Source organism: Mesobacillus sp. QJM3NY_10, assembly GCF_056173465.1.
On record NZ_CM149675.1, the window covers coordinates 1,245,749 to 1,265,301 of the forward strand.

21 protein-coding genes are annotated in these 19,553 nt (G+C 41.7%); 13 read left to right on the top strand and 8 right to left on the bottom strand.

The window, feature by feature from the left end; genetic code table 11:
* Window positions 1–172 precede the first annotated feature (172 nt).
* Both AC0VX7_RS06275 and AC0VX7_RS06280 read left to right on the top strand, forming a co-directional pair.
* A complete protein-coding gene (locus tag AC0VX7_RS06275; protein WP_475427131.1) occupies window positions 173–1,681 on the top strand; it encodes a coproporphyrinogen III oxidase in 1,509 nt (502 codons plus the stop codon).
* A gap of 327 nt (window positions 1,682–2,008) precedes the next feature.
* On the top strand, window positions 2,009–2,800 hold the full coding sequence (locus AC0VX7_RS06280) for an enoyl-CoA hydratase (protein WP_475428093.1): 792 nt from the start codon (window positions 2,009–2,011) through the stop codon (window positions 2,798–2,800).
* Window positions 2,801–2,839: 39 nt separating this feature from the next.
* Here AC0VX7_RS06280 and AC0VX7_RS06285 read toward each other — a convergent pair whose 3' ends face one another.
* A complete protein-coding gene (locus AC0VX7_RS06285; protein ID WP_475427132.1) occupies window positions 2,840–3,025 on the bottom strand; it encodes a YhzD family protein in 186 nt (61 codons plus the stop codon).
* Window positions 3,026–3,330: 305 nt separating this feature from the next.
* Here AC0VX7_RS06285 and AC0VX7_RS06290 point away from each other — a divergent pair, with 305 nt between their 5' ends.
* The 7 genes from AC0VX7_RS06290 to AC0VX7_RS06320 all read left to right on the top strand — a co-directional run bounded on the left by AC0VX7_RS06290 (window position 3,331) and on the right by AC0VX7_RS06320 (window position 12,090).
* A complete protein-coding gene (locus AC0VX7_RS06290; RefSeq protein WP_475427133.1) occupies window positions 3,331–4,230 on the top strand; it encodes an ABC transporter ATP-binding protein in 900 nt (299 codons plus the stop codon).
* On the top strand, window positions 4,223–5,476 hold the full coding sequence (locus AC0VX7_RS06295) for an ABC transporter permease (protein WP_475427134.1): 1,254 nt from the start codon (window positions 4,223–4,225) through the stop codon (window positions 5,474–5,476). The genes AC0VX7_RS06290 and AC0VX7_RS06295 overlap by 8 nt, the downstream gene beginning before the upstream one ends.
* A gap of 211 nt (window positions 5,477–5,687) precedes the next feature.
* Window positions 5,688–6,383 carry a Type 1 glutamine amidotransferase-like domain-containing protein gene (locus AC0VX7_RS06300; protein ID WP_475428094.1) on the top strand — a complete coding sequence of 232 codons (696 nt, stop codon included), beginning with the start codon at window positions 5,688–5,690 and terminating at the stop codon, window positions 6,381–6,383.
* A gap of 116 nt (window positions 6,384–6,499) precedes the next feature.
* Window positions 6,500–7,723, top strand: a complete 1,224-nt coding sequence (locus AC0VX7_RS06305; RefSeq protein ID WP_475427135.1) for a metallophosphoesterase family protein — start codon at window positions 6,500–6,502, stop codon at window positions 7,721–7,723.
* Window positions 7,724–7,737: 14 nt separating this feature from the next.
* The gene (locus AC0VX7_RS06310) at window positions 7,738–10,737 is read left to right on the top strand and encodes an AAA family ATPase (protein ID WP_475427136.1); all 3,000 of its coding nucleotides are present in this window, start codon (window positions 7,738–7,740) and stop codon (window positions 10,735–10,737) included.
* Window positions 10,738–10,813: 76 nt separating this feature from the next.
* Window positions 10,814–11,758 (top strand): 3'-5' exoribonuclease YhaM, encoded by a 945-nt coding sequence (yhaM, locus tag AC0VX7_RS06315; RefSeq protein ID WP_475427137.1) that lies wholly within the window; start codon window positions 10,814–10,816, stop codon window positions 11,756–11,758.
* Between the two features lie 149 nt (window positions 11,759–11,907).
* Entirely contained in the window at window positions 11,908–12,090 is a 183-nt protein-coding gene (locus tag AC0VX7_RS06320; RefSeq protein ID WP_102261744.1) for a sporulation YhaL family protein, read from the top strand.
* A gap of 376 nt (window positions 12,091–12,466) precedes the next feature.
* Here AC0VX7_RS06320 and AC0VX7_RS06325 read toward each other — a convergent pair whose 3' ends face one another.
* Window positions 12,467–13,351: a peptidylprolyl isomerase gene (locus tag AC0VX7_RS06325; RefSeq protein WP_475427138.1), complete on the bottom strand. Its 885-nt coding sequence runs from the start codon at window positions 13,349–13,351 to the stop codon at window positions 12,467–12,469.
* Window positions 13,352–13,541: 190 nt separating this feature from the next.
* On the opposite strand from AC0VX7_RS06325, the gene AC0VX7_RS06330 reads away from it, so the two are divergent.
* From AC0VX7_RS06330 to AC0VX7_RS06340, 3 genes are all read left to right on the top strand, one after another.
* On the top strand, window positions 13,542–13,622 hold the full coding sequence (locus AC0VX7_RS06330) for a YjcZ family sporulation protein (protein ID WP_475428095.1): 81 nt from the start codon (window positions 13,542–13,544) through the stop codon (window positions 13,620–13,622).
* Between the two features lie 93 nt (window positions 13,623–13,715).
* Window positions 13,716–13,799 carry a YjcZ family sporulation protein gene (locus AC0VX7_RS06335; protein WP_064503397.1) on the top strand — a complete coding sequence of 28 codons (84 nt, stop codon included), beginning with the start codon at window positions 13,716–13,718 and terminating at the stop codon, window positions 13,797–13,799.
* Between the two features lie 92 nt (window positions 13,800–13,891).
* Entirely contained in the window at window positions 13,892–13,984 is a 93-nt protein-coding gene (locus AC0VX7_RS06340; protein WP_023615405.1) for a YjcZ family sporulation protein, read from the top strand.
* Between the two features lie 261 nt (window positions 13,985–14,245).
* Here AC0VX7_RS06340 and AC0VX7_RS06345 read toward each other — a convergent pair whose 3' ends face one another.
* The 3 genes from AC0VX7_RS06345 to AC0VX7_RS06355 form a co-directional block, all read right to left on the bottom strand.
* On the bottom strand, window positions 14,246–14,434 hold the full coding sequence (locus AC0VX7_RS06345; RefSeq protein ID WP_214705013.1) for a hypothetical protein: 189 nt from the start codon (window positions 14,432–14,434) through the stop codon (window positions 14,246–14,248).
* 346 nt (window positions 14,435–14,780) lie between these two features.
* Window positions 14,781–15,356, bottom strand: a complete 576-nt coding sequence (locus AC0VX7_RS06350; RefSeq protein WP_215034589.1) for an HTH-type transcriptional regulator Hpr — start codon at window positions 15,354–15,356, stop codon at window positions 14,781–14,783.
* Between the two features lie 241 nt (window positions 15,357–15,597).
* Entirely contained in the window at window positions 15,598–15,969 is a 372-nt protein-coding gene (locus tag AC0VX7_RS06355) for a YtxH domain-containing protein (RefSeq protein WP_475427139.1), read from the bottom strand.
* Window positions 15,970–16,119: 150 nt separating this feature from the next.
* Here AC0VX7_RS06355 and yhzF point away from each other — a divergent pair, with 150 nt between their 5' ends.
* Window positions 16,120–16,332 (top strand): membrane protein YhzF, encoded by a 213-nt coding sequence (gene yhzF, locus AC0VX7_RS06360; RefSeq protein ID WP_475427140.1) that lies wholly within the window; start codon window positions 16,120–16,122, stop codon window positions 16,330–16,332.
* A 47-nt stretch (window positions 16,333–16,379) separates the two neighbouring features.
* On the opposite strand, the gene AC0VX7_RS06365 is transcribed toward yhzF, so the two are convergent.
* The 3 genes from AC0VX7_RS06365 to AC0VX7_RS06375 all read right to left on the bottom strand — a co-directional run bounded on the left by AC0VX7_RS06365 (window position 16,380) and on the right by AC0VX7_RS06375 (window position 19,291).
* Complete coding sequence (locus AC0VX7_RS06365) at window positions 16,380–16,898, bottom strand: tryptophan transporter (RefSeq protein WP_475427141.1); 519 nt, start codon at window positions 16,896–16,898, stop codon at window positions 16,380–16,382.
* A gap of 124 nt (window positions 16,899–17,022) precedes the next feature.
* Window positions 17,023–18,105 (bottom strand): 3-phosphoserine/phosphohydroxythreonine transaminase, encoded by a 1,083-nt coding sequence (serC, locus tag AC0VX7_RS06370; RefSeq protein ID WP_475427142.1) that lies wholly within the window; start codon window positions 18,103–18,105, stop codon window positions 17,023–17,025.
* Window positions 18,106–18,871: 766 nt separating this feature from the next.
* Window positions 18,872–19,291 (bottom strand): HIT family protein, encoded by a 420-nt coding sequence (locus AC0VX7_RS06375; RefSeq protein WP_475427143.1) that lies wholly within the window; start codon window positions 19,289–19,291, stop codon window positions 18,872–18,874.
* Window positions 19,292–19,553 lie beyond the last annotated feature (262 nt).

A 19,553-nucleotide genomic window follows, 5' to 3' on the forward strand; every position in this document is an offset into this window, starting at 1 on the left:
AATATAAGTGCTGGATTCAGGAATATGTGAGGTTTTTAAGTAAAATAAATCAGTAGTCTATGATACTCAATCCGGCTTACACGAAAACTGGTAGCTTTTGCACTGTCTTGACCTTTGAATCATACTTCTATTACACTTATTGAAGCATGTTTAATTGAAAAAGGTGAATCTCATGATAATTAATATAAATGGAATACAAGATGACAGATTACAGCGTCCTTTAGGGTTAATCGCTAATTTATTCTTTGAAGAATCAGAAGTCAGATTAAGCGAGACGGATCAGGAAGTTGATGCGGTAATTGATTTCGATATTCAAAATGCCGACGGGGAGTTTTTCGTAAAAGCAGCTTTGGCGGCAGATGGCGAGAGTTTTACAGCAGAAGCCAACAAAGAAATTCCAGCTGGCTTGAGCGAAAAGGAAGAATTCAAATTGCTCAAAACAATCATTTCAAGGGCTTATTTAAAAGTGCTTCAGGACTGGACAGGTATGATCCAGAAGTGGGGCATTCTCACCGGAGTACGTCCTACTAAGCTTTTGCATAAAAAGCTCCGTGAAGGAATAGACAAGGATATGGCCCATAGAGAGTTGAAGGAACAGTATTTGATATCAGATGAAAAAATACAGCTCATGCAGCAAATTGTTGACCGCCAGCTTGCTGTCCTGCCTGACTTGTATGATCTGGAAAATGGTGTAAGCATTTATATTGGCATCCCATTTTGCCCGACGAAGTGTGCATACTGCACCTTCCCGGCTTATGCGATCAACGGCCGACAGGGGTCGGTGGATTCTTTCCTTGGCGGTCTTCACTACGAAATCCGCCAAATCGGCGACTGGCTGAAGAAGAATGATATCAAGATTACAACAGTTTACTATGGAGGCGGCACACCGACCTCGATTACCGCTGAAGAAATGGATATGCTGTATGAAGAGGTTCAACAGTCCTTCCCGGATGTTGAGAATATCAGGGAAGTGACCGTCGAAGCAGGCCGACCGGACACAATTACACCTGAAAAATTGGAAGTGTTGAAAAAGTGGAATATCGACCGGATCAGCATCAATCCGCAGTCATACATTCAGGAAACCTTGAAGGCAATTGGCCGTCATCATACAGTGGAAGAAACGATTGAAAAATTCCATCTGGCCCGCGAGATGGGCATGAACAACATAAACATGGATTTGATTATCGGCCTTCCAGGTGAAGGGACAGAGGAGTTTGCCCACACCCTTGCAGAAACGGAAAAGCTAATGCCTGAATCTTTGACTGTCCATACTCTTTCATTTAAAAGAGCGTCAGAAATGACAAGGAATAAACAAAAATATAAAGTTGCTGGCCGTGATGAAATCGAAAAAATGATGAACATGGCTGAATCATGGACGAAGGAACATGACTACGTTCCATACTATTTGTACAGACAGAAGAACATCCTTGGAAACCTGGAGAATGTTGGCTACGCTTTCCCGGAACAAGAGAGCCTGTACAATATCATCATCATGGAAGAGCAGCAAACCATCATTGGCCTTGGCTGCGGCGCATCGAGCAAATTCATTGATCCCGAAACAGGTATCATCACGCAATTCTCGAATCCAAAGGATCCAAAGTCATATAACGATAGCTTTGAAGAATACGCCAGTAAAAAGATCGAAATCCTCGATTCTTTGTTTAATAAAGCTACAATTTAATGGTGAAAAGCTCCCGAAGATGAATCTCGGGAGCTTTTCGCTGTGAAATAAGCTTTATTCCACAATAAAGGGCCAGCAATTTCCTGCTAGAAACTTGTGATTCCGCGAAAATGGCCGGCATTTCCGCGAAAACAGCTTCTAATTCCGCGAAAAGGACAAGTAATTCCGCGAAAAGCCACCATAATTCCGCGAAGTGGAAAAAACATACAATTACCCAAGTCAAAAATCGTCCATTCTTTAAAAAATCTAAATAGTAAGAAAAAAGGTTTTTAAATATAACATCTCCCTATATAATAAAAATATAAGAATAAATGGAGGGGATGAATGGTGGCGATTGATTTTTCAACGGACACTGTAAAATTAAACATTAATGGACGTGTTGCAATTCTCGAGTTGAACAGGCCTGAAGCACTGAATGCCCTTGATGTCGAAATGATTAAGGGAATCACGATGAATCTGAAGGAAATCTGCAATTCAGATGAGGTTGATATCGTTGTAATTAAAGGAGCTGGGCGGGCCTTCTCTGCCGGCGGTGATATTAAAACGATGCTTTCCAATACAAATGAAAGCGATTTCTACCATGTGATGGACGATATTCACGATATGATCGTGACTCTGTACAGCATGCCAAAGGTAACAATCTCAGCAATTACAGGTGCTGCGGCAGGCCTGGGATTCAGCCTTGCGCTCGCGACAGATTACATAATCGCTGAGCCCTCTAGCAAGATTGCGATGAATTTCATTGGCATCGGCTTGATTCCAGATGGCGGAGGCCACTTCTTCATGGAAGAGCGCCTTGGAGAAACGAAGGCGAAGCAACTGATCTGGGAAGGCAAGACGCTTTCTGCCAATGAAGCCCTGACACTGGGACTTATCGACGAGGTACCAGCGGGAGATTTTGCAGAATCAATTGAAGGAAAGCTACAAGAATGGCTGAACAAACCGGTTCAGGCTATGATAAAAACAAAGAAAATCCTAGCTGAGAAAAACAGGCCTAATCTATTAAAAATTCTCGAATTGGAAAAATACGGACAATTTAAGATGCGCCAGACAGAGGACCATCAGGAGGGCATTAATGCTTTTCTTGAAAAGAGAAAGCCGCAATTCAAAGGTAAATAAACAAAAAAAAGCAAAGAGGACTGACCTCTTTGCTTTTTCTTATGGGTGAAAAAGAACCAATTTTCCTCTAGGTGAAGTACAGCGGTGCGTCTTGTCGCTTAGGTTTTTTTCTTCAAGCATTTTTGTGCCAATTTCTTTTGCTTCATCATCACTGCCGGCCTGAAATGACTCGTCAATCAGTTTTTCCCCATTTGGTTCAAAGGCTGTTAGTTTGTAAGTATCCATCACAACTTCCCCTTTTTTAAAGATTAATAAGTAAATAATTAACTTCGAGAACTGTCCAGCTTCAGCGCCTAGCCCTTCGAGTCGCTTCGGTCCGCCCAATGAAGTCAAAGAGCGACTTCACCGGTCGGCCCTCCAGCGCTTGTCAGGGCTAACCAAGGCGCTTCCGCTTTTCTTGTAAAATTCAGACTGTTACTATTATTTTTGCATAACTTTTTTAAATATGCAAAATAAAAAATATATTTAAAATATGAAACTATTTCCCTAAAAAATTCGTAGTAATTTATTGGAAAGGGAGGACGATGAATATGGTCTTACAGCTTGAAAAAGTTACAAAGAGATTTGGCAATTTCACAGCAGTGAATCAGCTTTCACTCAATATACCAGAAAAAGAAATGTTCGGATTCCTTGGTGCAAATGGCGCAGGGAAGACAACGACCTTCCGGATGATTCTTGGTCTCCTTGATGTCTCGGACGGAGGGATTACTTGGGATGGAAAGCCAATAAATTATGGAACGAGCAGTATTATCGGTTACCTGCCGGAGGAGAGGGGACTTTATCCAAAGCTTAAGGTCCGCGAGCAGATCGTCTATCTTGCGAGGTTAAGAGGGATGCAAAAACAAGCCGCCCTCAAGGAGCTTGATTACTGGCTTAATCGCTTCAAGGTGCCAGAGTATGCGGATAAAAAGGTTGAAGAGCTTTCAAAGGGGAACCAGCAAAAAATCCAGTTCATTGCCGCCGTCATCCATAAGCCAAGGCTGTTGATCCTTGATGAGCCTTTCAGCGGACTTGATCCGGTGAATGTGGAGCAATTAAAGGAAGCTGTCCTCGAACTCAAAAATGCGGGTACTACTATCGTATTTGCAAGCCACCGGATGGAGCACGTGGAAGAAATGTGTGAGCATATTTGCATTATGCACAAAGGAAGTCCAGTAGTCCATGGGTCACTGAGAGAAATCAAACGATCTTTTGGTAAAAAGAATCTGGTCATCCATGCCGATTTCGATACTTCTTTCCTAAAGGAGTATCCTGGTGTGTCAAAAGCAAAAATGACGGCAGAGGGAATCCATCTTCAGATTTCGGGTGAGCAAGTTGCCGAAGACATCTTAAAAAATATCGTTGGCAAAGGCTTCATCCGCAAGTATGTTCTTGAAGAACCGAGTCTAAATGATATTTTCATCGAAAAGGTGGGTGATTCATATGAATAATTTTTTTATCATCCTAATCCATACATACATGAGCAAGTTGAAAACAAAATCCTTCTTAGTTACAACGATCCTGACCGTAGGAATTATGCTGGCGCTCACAAATATGTCAAACATCATCGACTTTTTCAATAAAGGTGAAGAGGCAGATAAGATCGCTGTCATTGACGAGACAGGCCAACTTTTTGAGCCGCTGAATGAACAAGTGAAGATGATCAACGAAGAACTTGTCCTGGAAAAATATGATGGAAATGAAAACAGTGCCAGGAAAGCAGTCGAGGAAGGAAAATATAAAGGATTACTTCAATTAAGCTTGAACAATGAAGAGCTTCCGGCAGCTTCCTACAAAGCGATGAGCATTGCCGATTCTGCTATTCCTGGAGACCTGCAGGCGGCATTACAGCAGATTAAGACGGCGATGGCATCCACACAAATCAATATCGCTCCGGAGGAACTGGAAAAACTGTATGCTCCAGTTCAATTCGAAAAATCTGCTCTTGAAGAAGATGCCAAGACGGAAGAGGAACTGAATCAGGCAAGAGGATTGGTCTATGTTCTCCTTTTCATCATTTATTTTGCGGTCATCATGTACGCCAACATGATCGCTATGGAAGTCGCGACTGAAAAATCTTCAAGAGTAATGGAAATCATGATTTCCAGTGTATCCCCTATCAAGCAAATGTTTGCAAAGATTCTCGGAATCGGACTGCTAAGTTTGACTCAGCTTGCTGTGCTTTTATTAGTAGGGTACTTCTCAGTCAAACAGAATCTCGATAATATGGAAGGTGGATTCTTCGAGTTTTTCGGTTTTGGGAATATCGCAGGCAGCACAATTGCATATGCAGTAATTTTCTTCATTTTAGGGTACTTCCTGTACGCGACTATGGCTGCCTTCCTTGGCTCACTCGTCAGCAGGATTGAAGATGTCCAGCAAATGATTACACCAATGACGATGCTTGTTGTCGCTGGTTTCATGATGGCGATGTTTGGACTGGGACAGCCAGAAGCGCCATTTGTAAAATACACATCCTTCATTCCGTTTTTTTCGCCGATGCTGATGTTCCTGCGTGTAGGAATGCTGAACATCCCTTTCTGGGAAATCGCCTTATCAATAGGTATCCTTGTTGCTACAATTGCTTTCTTGGCTGTATTTGGTGCCAGAGTCTATCGAGGTGGAGTCCTGATGTACGGAAAATCAAATTCATTCAAGGACATCAAAAAAGCACTGCAGCTAACGAAAAACGAATAATGGTAAAAGCCGCAATCCCCGGATTGCGGCTTTTTTACAGGATTTTCGATGAACTTAGTGGAATATTTATTAAAGATAACGTTGCATGTGGACGAGATGGAGCGGGAACTAGAGTTTCGGTAACATAAATGACGAACATGTGCCCTAAATGAAGAGGCACCCAGAATTTTAACCACAAGATTACCATTTTAATAGAAGGAGTGTGGTCATGTTGAGGCAGATTATTGCGATGGGCGGCGGGGGTTTTTCGATGGAGCCGGAGAATCCGCTGTTGGATTTATATATCCTGGGACAGTCGGAAAAGCAGACGCCAAAGGTTTGCTTCGTGCCGACTGCCAGCGGGGATGCTGACAGTTATATTACGAGATTCTATACAGCTTTTGAAAGACATGAATGTACACCTTCACATCTTTCATTATTCAGGCCGCCGACAAGGGATCTGGAAGCCTATATTATGGATAAGGATATTATCTATGTTGGGGGAGGAAATACAAAGAACCTGCTCGCACTTTGGAAGGAATGGGGACTGGATATCGTCCTCCGAAAAGCCTGGCAGCAGGGCAAAATAATGGCTGGTGTTAGCGCTGGTTCGATCTGCTGGTTTGAGGAAGGGGTAACAGATTCTTTTGGCAGCGGACTTGAACCGCTTAAAACGCTTGGGTTTCTGAAAGGAAGCAATTGCCCGCATTATGATGGAGAAGAGGACCGCCGTCCTGCTTATAAGAGATTTGTAGGTTCAGGCAGGATTTCTGGGGGATATGCCGCTGATGATGGAGCTGCATTGCACTATATCGATGAGGAATTAGTTAAGGCGGTAAGCTCAAGGCCCAAAGCAAAAGCTTATCATGTCTGCAAGACAGAAGGAAAAGTGCGGGAAACAGTAGTAGAAACCATGTATCTCGGATAACTTGAAACTGCAGTTCAGATGAGAACTGCAGTTTTTTTGATTACGATGACAGAACGTGCATTCGTATTTTGAACATGTTAAAATAAAAGAAAATAGGACGGGAAAGGAATAACCAAATGAAACAGGTGAAGTTTTTACATACTGCCGACCTTCATCTTGATAGTCCGATGGTCGGTCTGAGGCATTTGCCAAAAGCCATTTTTCACAGGTTGCAGGAGAGTACTTTTAAAGCATTGAAAAATATCACAGATGCTGCGATCAAACATGAAGTTGATTTTGTCGTTATTGCAGGTGATCTATACGATGCTGAGGACCGGAGCATTCGGGCTCAGGCTGTTCTTCGCAATGAAATGGGGAGGCTCGCTGACAAAGGGATTAAGGTATATGGTATCCACGGAAACCATGACCATCTTGGTGCAAAATCTGTGACGATTGATTTTCCGGATAATGTTCACATTTTCTCAGATCAGGTGGAAAAGGCTGATTTTAGGAAACATGATGGCACTCTTGTCCATTTGTACGGTTTCAGCTATCCTGAGCGGCATGTAATGGAGCGATGGATTGAGAAGTATAAAAAGATTGAAGGTGCGGATTTTCACATTGGGTTGCTTCATGGCCATTTTGAGGGAGTGAGTGATCATGGGAAATACGCGCCTTTCAGGTTATCTGAGCTTATTAATAAAGACTATGATTATTGGGCACTTGGCCACATTCATAAGAGGGAGTTTTTATCACAGCAGCCTTATGTTGTCTATCCTGGCAATCCCCAGGGACGAAACAGGAAGGAACTCGGCGAAAAAGGAGCGTATATTGTTAAGTTGACAGAAGCAGGATCTTCGGTTTCTTTTATCGAAACAGCTGATGTGATATGGGATGAAACAGTTATTGACGCGAAGGATTCGTTAAGCTTCAATGCCACTTATGAAAAATGCCTGGCCGTCATTGATGGGAAAAGAAGAGAAGGAAAAGGGGTCCTGCTGGATATTCGGATTGATAACCTGGATTCGGGTCAGACAGATGTGATTGAAAAAGTAGCCAGTGGTGAACTCCTTGAACTTCTGCAGGAAGCTGAAAAGGATGAGGAGTCTTTTGTCTGGGTGCACAAGCTCAAATTTACTGAAAACATTGCAGTCGACCGGGCTGAATTGATTAAGCAAAGCGATTTTTATGAGGAGTTATTCAATTCTATTGAGCAATACGATGATATCAAAGACTCACTGTCTCCATTATTCCAGCACAGCCAGGCTAGAAGGCATTTAGGGCTGCTATCGGAAAGTGAAAAAGAACAGCTGGTAGAGGATGCCGAAAGGATTCTGCTTCAGCTTCTGCTGAAAAATTAATGAAAGGAGGCAGTATGATGAAACTCATTGAACTGCATGTATACGGTTATGGCAAGCTCGAGAATTATGTGATTGGCTCTGTAGGTCAATTGCAGGTATTCTATGGCGAAAACGAAGCTGGGAAGTCGACCATCATGTCATTCATCCATAGTATTCTGTTCGGCTTTCCGGCTAAGCAAAGTGCAGAAATCCGCTATGAGCCAAAGAATAATTCAAAGTATGGCGGCAAAATAAAAGCTTTTTTTCCTGACAGTGGAGTGGCTGTCATTGAGAGAGTGAAAGGCAAGTCCACCGGTGACGTGACTGTATCTCTTGAGGACGGGACGATTGGCGGAGAAGAGTTACTTAAGAATCTCTTGAAAAGAATGGATAAAAGCATTTTCCAGGCTATTTATTCGTTCAACGTCCATGGGTTGCAAAATATCCATGCAATGAAGGGAGAAGAGCTTGGCAGGTACTTGTTCTCTGCCGGAACGCTTGGTACAGATAAGCTCTTTAATACGGAGAGTTTCCTCACAAAGGAAATGGAGCAGCGTTTCAAGCCAAGTGGGAAGAGGCCGTTATTGAATGAGAAATTGAAAGAGTTGAAGGAAGTCCAAACCTCATTGAAAATTGCAGAACATCAGAACGAAAAATATTCGGAGCTGATGAGTACGAAAGATGGATTGAGCAAGAAAATTGCTCAGTTGCAGAAAGAAATTGCAATGCTGGAGCAAAAAGGGTTTAAGCTTCGTGAGTACAAGCGAAATGAAAAGCTTGTCATAGAAGCCGCAACGATAGAGAGCAAAATCCGTGAGCATGATCCGGGATTTTTTCCGGAAGATGGTCTGAACCTTCTTGAAAAATTGGACGAGCAGCTTAAGATCATCGAGGCAAGATTGTTAAGGATAAAAGAGAAGAAGGACCATTTCCTGAAAGAACTGGAGAGGAACAGACCGAATTCTGAATTACTCGGAATGGAAACTGAAATTGAAGCCAGAATTGAGAATCTGCCTTTATATGACCAACTGAAGCAGGAAAAAAGACTTCTTGAATCCAAACTCGTGGAAATAACAGAAGAAATAAGTCAGCTAAATGACAAGCTTCATACAGACTTCAATGAAGAAAATATCCATGAAATCAACACAAGTATTTTTATTAAGGAAGAGGCCGAAAACATCCAGCAGACAGAGCAAAGATTAAAGGATAAAAAGCTGGAGTTGGAGGCTGACTTTGAAGAGGAGAAAAAGGCACTAGCAGAACTTGAGGCAAGGGCTGAAGGTGCAAAAGGTGAACTTCTTGATGAAGGAAAGCGAAATCAATTAGTGAACGAAATGGATCTCCTGGAGAATAAAGATAGAATCCAGTCCGAATTAAATGATGTGGCAGACCAGATTGAAGCGGTCAAATCCAGGGAAGAAAGTGAAAAAAACAGAAGGAAAAAACAACAAAAGAAAGAGTATAATCAGTTACTACTTCTCGGAGGTATTTTTCTCATTGTGTTTCTTTGGGGAATCACAAATGGCACATGGTTACTAGCTGGAATCGGGATAGCAGGTTTGTTGTTTTTGTTGGCTGCGCGCTATAAGTCAAATGAGAAAATGCCAGTGGAGGACCAAATCCTATCCAAGTTGCAGGAGCGGGAAAGAGAGCTAAAAGATGCGTTAGGCAGCCAGCCGGAAGGCAGTGCTTTTACAATCAAAAATCTGCTTGCCAGGGACGAGGAGGCGAGACTGCGCCATCGTGAACTGCTCATCAAAATCGAGCATCAGCATGATCGTTTTGAAAAAGTTGTCCAGCAATTTGAAGCATGGGAAGCAGATGTAGCCGGTATAAAGCGGAAAAGGGTAGAATTACTGAAGCAATTCTGTCTAACGGAAACTGCTGGCACGATCAAGGTGATGGATGCCTATCAATTAATCGATACCCAGAAGCAATACTTCCGTGAGAGGAAGAGAATAAGAGAAAGCTTAAAGAAAGTAACAGAATCTTTAATGGAAATGGAAGATAGCCTGAAAATCCTCGCTGAACGATTTCTTCATAATAGCAATCTTGCTCCGGTGGAGGCAGCTAGTCTGCTGAAGCGGACATTGCGTGAGGCAATTGACCAGGGGGCGAGGTATCGCGAATTGACCGTGAAACTAGAGGAAATTGAAGAAGAACATTCATCACTTCATAAGGAAGAATTAGTGATCAGTCAAGAAAAGGAAGGGTTACTTGCTCTGGCCAGAACAGAAGATGAGGATGAATTCAGGCAGAAAGCGAAAGATGCTGCATTGGTGAAAAACTGGAGTGCAAGGCAGGAGGATATAAATTATCAGCTGCTTGCATCTGGATTGACCGATGAGGATCGAGATAAGATTCTAACAGGAATTTCGCTTGGGGAACAAATCGAGGAAAATGAAATGAGGCTAGAAAAGAGCAAGAGGGAGTTAACCACACAGTTTGATGTAATCGCAGATGTAAAGCATAAGATGAAGGTACTTGAAGAAGGCGGCATATACAGTGAATTGCTCCATAAATATAAGCAGCTTCAGCATGAGTTTGCGGAAGATGCAAAGGATTGGGCAAAGTTTGCGGTTGCCAAGGATTTGCTTTCGAGGACAATAGACCGTTATAAGGATGAGCGCTTACCGAGAATGCTTGCCAAAGCTGAGAACTTCCTATCGATTTTGACTGATGGAAGTTATGTGAAAATCATTCCTCAACTTTCAGGAAGCGGTTTTCTGATTGAAAGAAATGATCATATGTTATTTGAAGCGAATGAACTTAGCCAGGCAACCGCCGAACAAGTCTATGTATCCATCAGGCTGGCCCTTGCAGCCGGACATTATGATCGTTATCCATTCCCGATTATCATCGATGACAGTTTTGTCAATTTTGATCATAACAGGACTGCCCGGATTATTAAGCTTCTTAGGGAAATGAGCAACAACAATCAGATTCTCATTTTTACATGCCATCGTCATCTGCTGGACTACTTTACGGAAAATGAAATACTCAATCTGCAAGAAAAAAGTACAAATATAGTTTAAAAATGCCATGGTTTGAGAATCAGAGACAATAGACTCTGTATGTTATACTGTTGCAGAGAGGAGAGGGCGGTTAACTATGAATAAAGGAATTTTGAATCACGAAACAGGGGACCAGGTAGAAGTATTTTTATTGATCAAGCATTCGTCAAAAGGGATTGCCAGCAATGGGAAGCCGTTTTTGACACTCATCCTCCAGGACCAGAGCGGGGAAATTGAAGCAAAGCTTTGGGATGTTTCCGATGAAGATGAAAGTACTTACAGTGCTGAAAGCATTGTAAAAGTCCTGGGAGATATCCAGAATTACCGTGGACGAAACCAGTTGAAGATCAGGCAAATCAGACCAGCTTCGACAGCTGACTCTGTCAAACTATCTGATTTTCTTGAGACAGCCCCTGTCAGCCAGGATGAAATGAGCAGCAAGCTCACCCAATACATTTTTGAAATGAAAAACCCTAATATCCAGAGGGTCACGAGACACCTTTTGAAAAAGCATATGAATGCATTTATGGAATATCCTGCGGCAACAAAGAACCATCACGAATTCGTTTCAGGACTTGCGTATCACGTTGTCTCCATGTTGGACCTTGCGAAATCAATCGCAACGCTATATCCAAGCCTTGATAAGGATCTTTTGTATGCGGGGGTTATCCTTCATGATTTAGGAAAAGTCTTTGAGCTATCCGGCCCGATTTCAACAACTTACACGGTTGAAGGGAATTTGCTCGGTCATATATCCATCATGGTCAATGAAATAGGCAAGGCAGCCGATGAACTAGGCATCAGCGGTGAGGAAGTAGTCATTCTTCAGCATATGGTATTGTCCCACCACGGGAAAGCGGAGTGGGGAAGCCCGAAACCGCCAATGATCAAAGAGGCAGAAATTCTGCATTACATCGATAATCTTGATGCAAAAATGAATATGCTAGATCGCGCGCTTGCCAGGGTTAAGCCAGGCGAGTTCTCTGAAAGAGTATTTGCGCTTGATAACCGGTCCTTTTACAAGCCTGTATTCCATAAGTAAAAGCAAAAATGGCCTCACTCCAATTCTATGGAGGGGGGTCTTTTTGTTTTTAATCTTTTTGACCTCCTAAGGCATATTTAAGATTAAATTTCATATTAATACTGTAAGAGTTCAATTTGGACAACCTTTTAAATGGAGGGTATGAAAAAATGTCAATTCCAATCTGGGTAATAGCAGTCGCAGCAGGGATCGTATTCAGCGCCTTCATGGCAGTGAAAACAGGGAAAGAAGAACGAAAAGAAGAAATGGAAAGCATAGAACGTGAAGGCGAGCTTTATATGAAGCGTCTTGAGCGGGAAAAAGAACGACGTGAACATTCGGCGGAAGCATAAAAAAACACTGGTCTCCAGAAAATGGAGCCAGTGTTTTTTCACTATAATATCAGAATTTATATAATATCAACTTTGATAACTGTCTAGCTCCAGCGCCTAGACCCTCGAGACGCTTGTCTAGTGTTGCCTCCTAGAAACTCCGAAACTTCAACTCCGCCGGCAGAAGCAAAAAGCGCTTCTGACGCGGAGTCTCCAGTTTCTGCGTTTCTGGGCAGTCGGCTATACTTTTCGATTTCGGTCCTGCCAATGAAGTCAAAGAACGACTTCACTGTCAGTTCCTCCGAGGCACACGATGTGCTAGACCCGCCAGCCACAGGACGTGGCGTTTAAAGGCGGGCAGCGCTTGTCGGGTCTGGACAAGGCGCTTCCGCTTTTCTTATTGTGGTTGTGCTTCTGCTTCTGCTTCTGGGAATTCAGCAGCGCCTTTAAGGTCTTTATCCTTGATTTTTACATTAGCAGCATCAAGCTCACGCTTTAGAACCTCTTGAATCTTGTTAGAGTCTAGCTGAGCAAGTTTCAACTCATACTCAAGCTCGTTCTTCATTTTTTCGTAAGATTCTTTTTCTTTCTTCTCAGTCACCTTAATAATGTGGAAGCCGTGCTGTGATTGTACAGGTTCGCTGATTTTATTTACTTCAAGAGCGTAAGCCGCCTCTTCAAATTCAGGCACCATTTTGCCAGGGCCGAAGAATCCAAGGTCTCCGCCTTGTGCAGCTGAACCAGGGTCTTGAGAATACTCTTTCGCTAAATCTTCAAACTTTGCACCTTCATCAAGCTTTTTCTTCACTTCCTGTGCAGTCTTTTCATCTTCTACAAGGATGTGGCTTGCTTTAATTTCAGGCTTGTACTCTTCGTAACGCTTCTTAATTTCATCTTCGCTGACTTTTACATCTTTAAGTGCAGCTTTTTCCATAAGAAGCTGGTCTTTAAGGACTTCTTTTAATTCTTCTTCGTCTTTAAGCTGGTTTTGCTGAAGAACTAGCTCGAAGTTCTCTCCAAGCTCTTCCTTAAGCTCGGCCACTTTTTCCTCAACCTCTTTATCAGTCACTTCATAATTTTCCGCAAGAACTTTTTGGTAAAGCAACTCTTGAAGTGCCTGCTCTCCATACTTTTCTTTCATGGATTGATAAAGCTCTTCTTTAGTAATGTTGCCTGCCTTCGACTCAACGATGACTTCTGAAGAATCAGCATTATCGTTGCTGCATGCACCTAATCCCATTACTCCGGCTGCAACCGTGAGGGAAATTATCATTTTTTTCATGGTGAACATCTCCTAAACAGAAAATTCTAGTGGCCGTTTTTACCACAAACTCTACTATAACATAATTTCAATATTCTACAAAAAATAAGTAATGGATATTATTGGTTATTTATTGAGATGGGCGAATATCTATACCGTTTGTTCGAGGGTGCATAGGATGTAGAGAAGAGAAAAAAGGAGGTAGTTGATAATGGGCCAATATAATTCAGGCTTTGCGTTAATCGTTGTCCTGTTCATCTTGCTGATCGTTGTAGGTGCAACTTACCTGTAATCAACAAAAAGCAAGTAATGCAGGATAGTTGCCTATGCGGAAACGACATTACTTGAATAAGATATCATAACCACTTTGGAAGGAGGTGTTAATATGGGTGCAGGATACGGCGGCGGCTTCGCGTTAATTGTCGTGTTATTCATTCTGTTAATCATCGTGGGTGCAGCTTGGCTTTAATCTCTGAGTAAAGAGTATGGGGGACATTTGGCCCCCATACTTCTAAACTACGATGTTAAGGCAAGTTCTTAAAGCAGAAAGGAGGAACCTCAATGTCTGGAGGAGGACACGGATATGGCGGCGGCTTTGCATTGCTCGTTGTCTTGTTCATTCTGTTAATCATCATCGGTGCATCTTGGCTGTAAACATCGATGGGGCAATGCTTTCTGCATGCCTTAATCATTAAAAAAGCTTCATCAATTCTGATAATAAAAAGCGGTGAGGGAAGCCTCACCGTTTAATTATGTAATAGGTATTTTATTATTTCTACATCGACAAATGTCCAGCTCCAGCGCCTAACCCCTCGAGTCGCTTCGGTCTTGCCAATGAAGTCAAAGAGCGACTTCACTGTTAAGCCCTCCAGCGCTTGTCGGGGCTGACCAAGGCGCTTACGCTTTTCTATGTAGTCACGTATACAAAATTTCAACGAAAGATGAAATTAGCAAGATTGTAACTAAAATATTGATCGTCCTGAAAATTTTCGCATGTTTGTCTTCAGGTATTTCCTTCTGGATGCAGAGGGAATCTGTAAGCTTATTTATATAGAAAAGAATGAAAGCAGCAAAAAGAACAAACACGAACAAAATGGAGATCATCGAAGAATCCCTCCTTAGCAATCTTTTTATCTTAAATACAATAACAAATATTTTAAGAAAAAGATAGTTATTTGATAAGGCAATAGCTAGTTATTTTGTGCAGGAGGGTTGAAAGGAAGATAACTGAAATCAAGATTTGCCAAACTGTAAGCATGCTTTTGAATGTGAGGGAATGAGCAAACCATAGGAAGAACAAAAAGCGGAGGGATTTATGTTCATTCATCCGCTTTATAAGATGATTTCAGCTGGACTCCAGCCAAAAACTACAGCCAGAGGAAGAGGACAAGTTTGTAGCTCCGAGGGGTTATCCTTCCTCTATTGTTGGAGTGGCATCATACATTAAGTATCAAGCAAACTCCTTTTCGGCTGGATCTATTTTTTTAAGTGTACCGTCTTCATCAGAAAACTTGCTGTCGATATTCGAAAAAGATTTCTCGAATATTTCCATAAAGTCATCGCCATAAATATTACGGACAATTGCCATGATTTCAATGATGTCCGGGAACTTTCCATATAGTTCCTTCAGTGGCATGGCTCCTGAAAAAACGGCATTAGTATCTGGCTCATAGTTTTCCATCAAAGCGAGCAATATACCTTCGCCTTCTTCCGTAAGCTGGATATACGTATTTCTCTTGTCGCTTTCCTTCTTGGAAAACTTCAAGTAACCACGTTCCTCAAGCTTTTTGGAAAAGTTGAAAGCAGTGGAAACATGCATGACACCAAATTTTGCCACATCTGAAATCGAAGCTCCATTCAAATGATAAGCAATCCATAAAATATGGTGCTCATTGATATTCAGGTCGAATGGTTTGATCCATTGCTGCCAGTCCTTCTCAACAGACTTCCAAAGGGCCTTACTCAACTGGGCAATTCTCTGGCTAAATATCATTGCTTCTTTCATAGAATAATTTTTATCTCCCATTCTCATAATCACCTACTTTATTGTTTCTATTTTCATTATGCCAATAAAACAAAAATTAATAAAGATATAAATTTACAAAATTTTTTGAATTTGTTAAATTCCATCTAAAGTCAGGGGTTTTTTTATGAAATTTTTTCATTGTCCTAACAAAAACGCCATTTGCATAATATATCTTTCTTGATAAAAAAAGAAAATCCTTCCCACCGGAAAAATTTTACTTAAGGGGAAGGATTATTCCTGATTATTTTTCTTTAGAATTAGCTGCCGCCAATTCAGTTTCCAAGTCTTTAATTGTATCTTCAAGTTCCATTACATCTTCCTGAAGACCTTTCTTGTTTTCTTCGGTTTCAAGCTTCCACTCAAAGATAGCCGTCTTTACATCGGTGATAAATGTTTGGATAGACTCTTTTCCTTCTTTTGAAGCAGTGGCCACTGTATTTTTCAATTCAACAGCGGAATCCTTTATATCCATAATGGATCCAATGTATTCATTTTTATTGGCTATAAGAGTTCTTCTCGTTTCATATCCGGATTTTGGAGTTGCTAGCAGTGTTGTAATACCTGCTACGACACCACCTATAACCATTCCTGATAAAACTTTTTTTGCATTCATGCTTTGACCACCTCATCGATTTTTCTGTATATGTTCTCCAAATGAATCGCGATTCCTCTTTTCTTCTATATTTAATTTCCTATTCTCGCACAAATAAACGTTATTAGCTTCATAGCCTTAAATTAACAGGCATAAAAATATAGTAAGGTCATGTTCAGGAAGGAGAGGAGGGGAGTCGAGATTTTTACAAGTGTGGTGTTTCTCATCAGCGTTGCTTTCTTTGTGGGGGCCGTCCATCATCTCCTTGCGTTAAAGAAGCCAGGTATGTATCCTCCGAAGGCGCTTTTGCGGAAGAGAGCAGGAACGCTGGCAGGGGGAGGAGCAATTTTTTTATTGATCGGGATTATATTTTATACATTCTAATAGACATAACAAAGCCCCTGTCCGTAATAGACAGGGGCAGATATTTTTTAATGGATTTCAGCGAGCCTTGCTCTTTTAAAAATGTTTGTTGCCACAGGATAAAGAATGCCCATGAAAACAGCGTTAAATGCTGCTGCTGGAAGCACAACCGCTGCGAATAACGCAGTGAACGGTCCCGGCAGGCCGACAAGGAAATATGCCGAACCAAGGAAAACGATTCCTGACACAATGGTTCCAATCGCTGTTAGGCCGGCTGCAGTATAAATCGAAAACTTGAAATTTTTCAGCGCCAGCAGGATCCCGAAAAAGACAAACGCAGTAACAGGTTTATCAATGATGTTCGGAACAAGGCCTCCTGGGAAAGTAGTAGTCAATCCTGAAATCAGTCCAGTTACGGCTCCAACCAATAGTACACTCTTTTTGTCAGGAAACAGGATGATCCCAAGGAACATCATTGTCAGCATCATATCTGGCTTCATCCCTAGGAAAAAACCGGGTACGACGACGTGCAAGACTGCTCCCATCCCCACTAAAAGTGACAATGCTACAAGATTCTTCGTATTCATTTCTCATCTCTCCTCTGCTATTCTAGCTAACTAGTACTCCTCCTGCAGTGCTCTCTGTGCCTGCAGCGAAAAGCTTTCTCCAATTATAACACATATTTTAATGGAGTAAAGGATTAATATTCTGTTAATTTCTGCTCCTGAATCGATTCATAAAGTCAGCAAGTTTTTCAACGTTTTCAAGTGGAACGGCGTTATAGATCGAGGCTCGGCAGCCGCCGACAGACCTGTGGCCGGCAAGCCCGATAAAGCCGTATTCCTCCGCCTCATGGAGGAAGGACGAAGCCAGGCTGTCATTTTCGAGTGTAAAGGTGACATTCATTCGTGAACGGCTTCCTTTTTCGGCATGACCGGTATAGAACCCTTCGCTTCTGTCTATCGCATCATAAAGCAGTGCCGATTTCTGCTTGCTAAGCAATTCGAGCTGTTTTACCCCGCCCAGCTCTTCTGCCCATTGAAGAACAAGCATCAGAAGATAAATCGATAAAGTAGGAGGAGTGTTATAAAGTGATTGTGAATCAGCATGGACCTGATAATTGAGCATGGAAGGCAGTCCTGATCTAGAACGTTTAAGCAAATCTTTATGAATGATGACAACTGTGACACCGGATGGGCCCAGGTTTTTCTGCGCACCTGCATAAATGAGTCCATATGATGATAGATTTAGAGGCCGGCTGAGAATATCACTGGACATGTCAGCAACCAGAGGAATAGCAAGATCCTCAGGGAGGGAATGCCACTGGGTTCCGTAAATGGTATTGTTCGTCGTGATGTGAAGATAAGAAGATTCAGCTGAAATGTCGATTTCTGAAGTACTGGGGATAAATCTATAGTTGGCATTTTTGGAAGATGCGGCTATCATGGCATTTCCAACTTTCTGAGCTTCCTTCAACGCTTTTTCTGACCATGTTCCGGTCAAGACATAGCTGGCAGTCGATCCTTCCTCAAGCAGGTTCATTGGGACCATTGAAAACTGCAGACTTGCACCACCCTGGAGAAATAGAATTTCATATTCATCAGGAATGGTGAGCAGATTCCTGAGAAGAATTTTTGTACGTTCATTAATTTCTTCGAATTCCTTGCTGCGATGGCTAAGCTCCATCACACCCATGCCGCTGCCCTGGTAATTCATCATTTCCTTTTCTGCTTTTGCTAACACTGCCTCAGGCAAAGCAGCCGGGCCAGCATTAAAATTGAGAGCTCGTTTCATGTGGATCCCCCCGAAAATTTAATTACGGTATGTCTTTAATGTGTTAAAGTTATCATCATGCTACCAGAAATTCAAGCAGAATTCTAATGTTTACAGAAAAATTAAATTAGTTTTAGGAGTTCTCTAGGTAAGTCCTGAAAAAATGAGTTTAATAGACATTTCGATGAGCAAGAGGAGTCAAAATGTCTAATAAGATGAGTTTAATAGACATTTCGATGAGCAAGAGGAGTCAAAATGTCTAATAAGATGGGTTTAATGGACATTTCGATGAGCAAGAGGAGTCAAAATGTCTAATAAGATGAGTTTAATAGACATTTCGATGAGCAAGAGGAGTCAAAATGTCTAATAAGATGGGTTTAATAGACATTTCGATGAGCAAGAGGAGTCAAAATGTCTAATAAAATGAGTTTAATGGACATTTCGATGAGCAAGAGGAGTCAAAATGTCTAATAAGATGGGTTTAATAGACATTTCGATAAGCAAGAGGAGTCAAAATGTCTAATAAGATGGGTTTAATAGATATTTCGAGGAGCAAGAGAAGTCAAAATGTCTAATAAGAGGGGTTTAATAGACATTTGAAGAGCAAGAGGAGCCCGAATGTCTAAGTAAGATAGGTTTAATAGACATTTCGATGATAAAGAGGAGTCAAAATGTCTAATAAGATGAGTTTAATGGACATTACAATAGCAGAAGGAGTCAAAATGTCCAATAAATCAACTTTAACCTCAATTTAACACCAATAAAAAAACTCCCGCAATGCGGAAGTCTAAATCTTGCTATTTATTTCTGCGGCGATTTTTTGGTAATCGTCGGATGTATATTGATCCTGATGTGTTTTCCACACAGCGCCGAAGCCATCACCATTGCCATAGCGCGGAATCAAATGCATGTGGAAGTGGAAGACTGATTGGCCAGCTGCTTCGCCGTTGTTTTGAAGTACATTCAGCCCGATAGGATCATATGCAGCCCTGATCGCATTAGCGACTTTTGGGACTGCCTTGAATACATTCGCAGCAATCTCGTCAGTGAGCTCATAGACATTTTCTTTATGTACCTTCGGGATGACAAGTGTATGTCCTTTCGTTACCTGGCTGATATCCAGAAATGCAAGGACATTCTCATCTTCATACACTTTTGCTGATGGGATATCGCCGTTAATGATTTTACAAAAAATACAATCGCTCATCTATACCACCCTTTCCATTGCTCATGTTTCTGGTATTTTATCACATTTTACCAATAAACATAAAGAAAGAAAGGACAGGATCCGCTTGGAATCCTGTCCCTGAAGGGGAACTAATTACTGTTCATTGACGTTCTCAGCAGGTTTACCTTTGATAAACACCTCATTTTCAATTCATTTGAATGATAAAAATGATGGGTTATTCAGTACCTGGTTCAATCGGACCATCCCCTGTCTGCTTTAATCGGTTTCACAACTTATAAAG